6 protein-coding genes are annotated in these 6,966 nt (G+C 52.6%); 2 read left to right on the top strand and 4 right to left on the bottom strand.

What is annotated here, in order from left to right; translation table 11 throughout:
• Positions 1–29: 29 nt before the first annotated feature.
• Both EA392_00470 and EA392_00465 read right to left on the bottom strand, forming a co-directional pair.
• Positions 30–1,121, bottom strand: a complete 1,092-nt coding sequence (locus tag EA392_00470) for an acyloxyacyl hydrolase (GenBank protein ID TVR42288.1) — start codon at positions 1,119–1,121, stop codon at positions 30–32.
• A gap of 253 nt (positions 1,122–1,374) precedes the next feature.
• On the bottom strand, positions 1,375–2,820 hold the full coding sequence (locus EA392_00465; protein ID TVR42287.1) for an aldehyde dehydrogenase: 1,446 nt from the start codon (positions 2,818–2,820) through the stop codon (positions 1,375–1,377).
• A gap of 244 nt (positions 2,821–3,064) precedes the next feature.
• On the opposite strand from EA392_00465, the gene EA392_00460 reads away from it, so the two are divergent.
• Positions 3,065–4,621, top strand: a complete 1,557-nt coding sequence (locus tag EA392_00460; GenBank protein ID TVR42286.1) for a sensor histidine kinase — start codon at positions 3,065–3,067, stop codon at positions 4,619–4,621.
• Positions 4,605–5,309, top strand: a complete 705-nt coding sequence (locus tag EA392_00455) for a DNA-binding response regulator (GenBank protein ID TVR42285.1) — start codon at positions 4,605–4,607, stop codon at positions 5,307–5,309. Before EA392_00460 ends, EA392_00455 begins: the two co-directional genes overlap by 17 nt.
• A gap of 3 nt (positions 5,310–5,312) precedes the next feature.
• Here EA392_00455 and EA392_00450 read toward each other — a convergent pair whose 3' ends face one another.
• Together EA392_00450 and EA392_00445 are read right to left on the bottom strand one after the other, a co-directional pair.
• Entirely contained in the window at positions 5,313–6,101 is a 789-nt protein-coding gene (locus EA392_00450; GenBank protein ID TVR42284.1) for an SDR family oxidoreductase, read from the bottom strand.
• Between the two features lie 48 nt (positions 6,102–6,149).
• Positions 6,150–6,944: an RNA methyltransferase gene (locus tag EA392_00445; GenBank protein TVR42289.1), complete on the bottom strand. Its 795-nt coding sequence runs from the start codon at positions 6,942–6,944 to the stop codon at positions 6,150–6,152.
• Between the last annotated feature and the right edge of the window lie 22 nt (positions 6,945–6,966).

The following is a 6,966-nucleotide window of genomic DNA, read 5'->3' as shown; positions in this document are numbered from 1 at the left end:
TTTCAATTACATAGTCCGCGGTTATTACGCTACCAAACCCACCCAATCCGGAAATCCACAAACTCAGCAATTTGGCGGTGCGCCTTGAGACTTACACCCCACAAAGCACCTTTCGGATGCACATAGGCAATGCTCCAGCGGTGATACAGCGGGTCGTTGTAGCGAAACTGATCCAGCACATACACCCCTATCTGCTGCGAAAACACAAACTTTCCAAATACAAAGTCGTGGCCCACGAGCAAACCGGCCCGGTGAGCCGAGGCCGAAGATTGATCGAGCGATATTCTGCGCTGCAACAACTGACTGTAATGCCACTCCACCCCGCCCGAAAGCGTGTGCAGATGGCCCAGTTTACGCGCGGTACTGAGCATCATTCCATAGGCCCAGAAGGACTCGCGCTTTTCTTCCTCAAACTCGCGGGTGGTATAAGCCCCGAAAATGCTGATAGTACGCATCCATATGCTCTCATCGGGATCCGGCTGAATACGCGGCCGTGCCACCGGCTCGTGGTACACAGGCGTAAATGCATAACCCACGGCAATGTTGGGCCAGTTGATGCCCTTGTTGGGCTCTTTAATTCCCCCGTTTGAAATGTGGTTGTATCCCAACCGGGCCGTAAGCATACTGTGGTCTGAAATTCTTGCATTGAGTCCAAACTGCAACTGCAAAAAGGCATTCACCGGCAAACTGTAGCTCTGGTTATCGGGGTTGTGCGTAGGATGCCATGGATTGGTGGAATACGACAACCCCGCCGCCGCCCGCAAAACCGGGCTCACCCGCGACATCGCCAAAAACCGATGTTCCAGAAAATACGCAGCGTGCACACCCGCGCCCAGCACGGCGTTATCGTAGTTGGTGTAGCCCAGCACAAAACCGGAGCTAGGGTAGCAGTGACACAATTTCCACGCTTCAGCACTCAGATTGCGCCTGCCGTACTCAATCTCAAAGCCAAAGGGCACCGATCCGGTGGTGTTCTCTACATCCGCTGTATGGGCAAATATGGTTCCCGCGTTAAGTGTCAGACCGATTTTGCGGTAAAACTTCGCCCCCGTGGTATCGGGTTGCGCAATGGCTCCGCTACCAACAACCAGCAAAAACAACATCACAACAGCTCGCTGCATGCCCGAAAATTACACATTCAGCCCAAAGTGCATTTCACCCCTCAGCATCAACCGTTACTTGATTTAACAAACCTTTTCATGAAAACACACGTATTCAGGGCAACATGGCACATAGTTTTCATGTTATTAAACTAAATCTGCAAAGTGATGAAATCAATAATTGAAAAACTCCAGCAATTTGAGCGTTGGTTCAATCTTAAGTTCGGTTGGTTCTTTACCAACGGAATGAAGACGATTGACAACCAACAGGAAATCAACTGATTTTTACGCAGACATTCTTGGGTTCTGTAAAAAATCGCATGGCCTCGAATCCTCCCTCGCGGCCCACTCCGCTCTGCTTCATTCCGCCGAAAGGTGTGCGTAAATCGCGCAGCAGCCAGCAGTTGATCCACACAATACCGCTCTCCAATTGATGCGCCACCCGATGGGCGCGGGTTAAGTCCTGTGTCCAGAGTGTTGCAGACAATCCGTAAGTCGTGGCATTGGCCCAGGCAACAGCTTCTTCTTCCGTGTCAAATGGCAGCAATGTAACCACCGGGCCGAATATCTCTTCCATATTGGTGCGGCAGTGTTGGGGTAAGCCCTCAATGATGGTAGGCGCCATGTAATAGCCTCCCGCAAGTTCACCCTCCAGATGCACGCGGTGACCTCCGGCCAACACAGTGCCCCCTTCTTCTTTGGCGAGCTCTACGTAGCTCAGCACCTTTTCCAAATGACTTTCAGATACCAAAGCACCCATACGGGTATCGGGATCGGCGGGATTGCCCACCTTCATGCGCTTGGTTTTCTCCACAAAAGCGTCGCGAAACTTCTCGTAAATGGGACGCTCAATGAGAATTCGGGAGCCACACAGGCAAATTTGCCCCTGGTTGGCAAACGACGAGCGCATGGTGGTGCTCAGCATGGCGTCGAAATCGCAATCCGCAAAAATGATGTTGGGGTTTTTTCCGCCCAACTCAAGCGAGAGCTTTTTAAACATGGGCGCTGCAGTGGCCGCTATGGCCTTTCCGGTTTCGGTGCCGCCCGTAAACGAAATGGCCTTGATTTCGGGGTGCCTGGTAATGGCGGCGCCTACTTTGGGGCCCAAACCGTGCACAATGTTGAGCACACCGGCGGGTAATCCGGCCTCCATGCACAATTTGCTGAGCAGGTAGGCGGTGTAAGGCGTTACTTCCGAAGGCTTGGCCACCACACAGTTTCCCGTAGCCAATGCCGGGGCAATTTTCCAGGTGAAGAGATACAGCGGCAGGTTCCATGGTGAAATGCAGCCTACCACACCGATGGGATGACGCACCGTGTAGTTTACGGCTGTGCCCTCCATATAGTGCGCGTCGGAGCTGAAATGAACCACGCCCGTAGCGAAGAAATCAATGTTGCTCGAAGCCCGCGGAATATCAACCGTACGGGCCAGGCTCACGGGTTTGCCATTATCGCGCGACTCGGCAGCAGCCAGCTCATCCAGGTTTTGCTCTATCAGTGCTGCCAGCCTGCGCAAAATCCTTGAGCGCTCTCCCGCAGGCAATGCAGACCAATACGGAAAGGCCTTATGGGCGGCCTCGGTGGCCAGTTGCACATCGCGCTCATCCGAATCGGGAATGTGCGCATACACCTTGCCGGTAGCCGGTTCGATGTTGTCAAGATACGTGCCGCCCACAGGGGCCTGTAATTTTCCGTTGATGTAGTTGAGGAGTTGTTCCATGGGCCGTTTATGAGGCCTTAAAGGTACGGATTGACCCCAAAAAGTAAAGGGAGCGTGTTGCTCCCCTTACTCTCTTTGATGCGATAAAGATAACTAAACCAAAATCTAACTGTTGAGATGGTCGATTTAAGCTCGATACAAAAGTATTTCACCTTTCTCAACGCTGCTGTTAAAGCGCGGTTAACACATGTTAAATTAGGTTAAGTCAGGCAGTTTCGCAGGGCTTCGGTCTAACTTTGTAGTAGTGAAAAAGCAATTCATCAAAGGTCTGATTGGCCTTATCAGCATCGCGCTGATTGGTTTGATCAGCATTCAGTTTTACTGGGTGCGCAACTCCATTGACCTGCGAAACGCTCAGTTCTCGTTCAGCGTGCGGGCAGCCTTGGCCCATATCAGCGAGCAACTGGAACTTCTCGACACCCGCTCGCGCATGGGCGAACGCAAGCAAAACAAAGACTGGTGGCTGGTACCCGAAACTTCCGAAGAGCAAAGCCCCACTCAGAAAATTGACACCGTGTGGTTGGGGCAAAACAACGATCCATCAGGGGTGGAAATCATCAGTGAGCAGTTTTCCGGACGGATAGAGGAAAAGCCTACCACCTCGGGAGCGGGAAACTGGAAAGGCACGGGTACCGGATCGGACGCCAAGGCACTTTACGCCCCGTCGCCAAGTCTTTTGCCTCCGCTGCAAATGATTGAGGACTTGCTCTCAGGATTCCTCCCGCTTGGCAAGCAAACCCCTGTACAGGAACGCATTGACAAGTATCAGCTCGACTCGCTTCTGCACGCCGAATTTGCCGAGCGCGGCATTCAAACCTCCTACGAGTTTGCCGTGTTCAATACTTTTGAGCAGGCCGTGGTGTCATCCACCAACGATGATCAGATGCTGCGCTCCATCTTTGAGCAGGGTTATCGCGTGAGGCTTTTTCCGAGCGACCTCTTTCGCGAAGCCAATTACCTCAAGGTCTATTTTCCGCGGCAGCGCGGCTACCTCATTGAAACCATGTGGGAAATGCTGGCCATTGCCGCCATTTTTACGCTCATCATCATCATCGCGTTTGCCTACACCATTCGCACCATCGTGTGGCAGAAAAAGCTCTCGGAAATCAAGAACGACTTTATCAACAACATGACCCACGAGCTCAAAACGCCCATTGCCACCATCTCGCTGGCCTGCGAGGCACTGGGCGACCCTGACCTGAGCAGTAGCCCCGAAAAGACCAACAACTTTGTGCGCATGATTCGCGATGAAAACAGCCGGCTGGGTGTGCTTGTGGAAAACGTACTTCGCAGCGCGGTGCTCGACAAAGGCGAGGTAAAGCTGCGCACGGCATCTATCAACATGCAGGACGTGATTCGCGAGGTGATTCAAAACATGGAAATCCAGGTGCGGCAACGAGGCGGAGAACTCAACACCGTGTTTCAGGACAGCAACCCCATGGTAGAAGGCGACCGTATTCACCTCACCAACGTGGTGTACAACCTCACTGACAACGCGCTGAAATACAGTCCGGAATCTCCCAAAATTGAAATTTCAACGCGCAACAAAGGAAGTTGTTTGGTAGTGAGCGTAAAAGACAACGGAATCGGTATTCCGCGCGAGCACCAAAAAAAGATTTTCGATAAATTGTACCGCGTTCCTACGGGCAATATCCACAACGTAAAAGGCTTTGGCCTGGGATTAAGCTACGTAAAGAACGTGATGGATAAACACCGCGGAAAAATTACCGTGCAATCAGAAATCAATAAAGGCAGTACTTTTAGCATCTACATACCTCACCGATATGAGCCAGAAAAATAAAACACGCGTATTGTTAGCCGAGGACGATCCAAACCTTGGCTCACTGCTGAGTGAGTACCTTGAGGCCAAGGGCTTTGGAGTAACACTTTGCAAAGACGGCGATCAAGGCTTGAAGGCGTTTTCGCAGCAAACTTTTGATTTTATCATCCTCGATGTGATGATGCCGCTCAAGGACGGATTTACACTTGCCCGGGAAATCCGGAACGTGAATAAAGAGGTGCCCATTCTTTTTCTCACCGCCAAATCCATGAAGGAAGATACACTCAAAGGCTTTGAGATTGGCGCCGATGATTACGTGACAAAGCCCTTCAGCATGGAAGAGCTGCTGGTGCGAATCAACGCCATTCTTCGCCGTACAGGCAATCACCAGGAAGAGGAAGAAACCCAGGAATACCAGATTGGTCTTTACCACTTTAACTACCTGAACCAGCGGCTTTCCATTAACGGTGAAGAAATTAAACTCACCACCAAGGAAAACGAACTGCTCAACCTGCTGTGCAAAAGCCTGAACGGAGTGATGGAGCGCAACTTTGCCCTGAACGCCATTTGGGGTGACGACGATTACTTTAAGGGGCGCAGCATGGATGTGTACATCGCCAAACTGCGCAAACACCTTTCAAAGGACCCCAACATTGAAATTGTAAACGTACACGGCCGCGGCTTTAAGCTGCTTGTTGACAGTGAGTAAGCCCTACAACGAAGTGGTTCGTCCGCCGTCAACCGGCACGTTGATGCCATTGATGTAACTGGCGGCCGGTGAAGCCAGAAATGCTACCGCTGCCGCAATTTCATGGGCCTGTGCCACGCGTTTCATCGGCACGGCCTGTGCCATTTGCTTCAGCACCTGCTCTTTGTCGAGGCCCAAACTTTCACTTTTGGTTGAGATGATGCTCTCAAGGCGCGAGGTCATGGTGGCACCGGGTAAAACATTGTTCACCGTAATGTTGAATTGCCCCAACTCATTGGCCAGTGTTTTGGCCCAATTGGCCACCGCTCCGCGAATGGTGTTCGACACGCCAAGACCCGGCAGCGGCTGCTTTACCGAAGTGGAAATAATGTTGATGATGCGTCCGTATGAAGCCTCTTTCATACCCGGCACCACAGCCTGAACCAAAATGTGGTTGCACAAAAGGTGGTTGGAAAATGCCTGTTGAAACTCGTCCAGTTTCGCATCGATGGCAGGTCCGCCGGGAGGGCCACCGGTATTGTTGAGCAGAATCTGAAAGCTGTTGCCGCGCGAGAGGTAATCGAGCACACGCGACCGCAATTGGTCGGGTTTCGAAAAATCGGCCACGATGTAATCGTGAACCTGCCCTTTGGTTTTAGGCAGCAAATCGAGCACCTTGCGCAGTTTTTCTTCGTTTCGGGCAATGAGGGTCACACCGGCGCCCAAACCAGCTATTTCAATGGCCGACGCCTTGCCGATGCCCTGTGTGCTGCCCGCAACCAGCGCGCGTTTTCCGGAGAGATTGAGATCCATGGTAATTGTTTGCCGTAAAGATGCAAATTCCTTTTCGCTGGTTTGGGCCTATCCTGATTTTCTTTGCCGCACCGCTTCAAAAAGCACGATGGCCGCTGCGTTCGACACGTTGAGCGAATCGATGGTGCCGTACATGGGAATGATGATATTGGCCTCTGCAGCCTCCACCCATGCCTGCGAAACCCCCGTGGCTTCGGTGCCCACCACCAGCGCGGCGCCCGATTTAAAATCTGCGTGGTAATAGGGCCGGGCTGCCTCCAGGTGGGTGGTGTAAATGGCGATGTGTTGGGCCTTGAGCCAGGCAATGGCCTCTTCGGTGCCTGCCACAGCCAAGGGCACAGTAAACAAGGCACCCACGCTCGACCGCACCACGTTGGGATTCAATACATCCACATTGGGGTCGCACACCAGCACGGCGTGTACCCCTGCGGCGTCGGCAGTGCGAAGCAAAGCCCCGAGGTTACCCGGTTTTTCAATGGCCTCCACCACCAGAACCAGTGGATTTGCGGGCAAATGAATGGCTGCCAGTGCGTGGTTTTGTAACGGAAAAACGGCCAGTGCCTGTGCGGGCAGTCCGCGGTACGTGAGCTTTTCGAACACGGCATTTTCCACCGGAATCAACACCGACACATCACTGAGCAAGGCAGTAAGATGCCGGAGGCACTCCCCATCCTGCGCCGGGTAGAACACCTGCACAGGTTGAAGCCCTGCTTTCATGGCGTGCGACATTTCGCGCAAACCCTCCACCACAAAGCGCTTTTGTTTTTTGCGTTCGCGGGCTTTATCGAGGGCCAGTACCTGCTTTACCTTTGGGTTTTGTGCGCTGCTGATTACCGGGTGCATGGCGTCAAATGTACGCGAAAGG

It is taken from the genome of Cryomorphaceae bacterium (assembly GCA_007695365.1).
Lineage (GTDB): Bacteria > Bacteroidota > Bacteroidia > Flavobacteriales_D > SKUL01 > SKUL01.
Note: the sequence above shows the minus strand (reverse complement) of the source record. Positions and strands in the feature narration are given on the sequence as shown.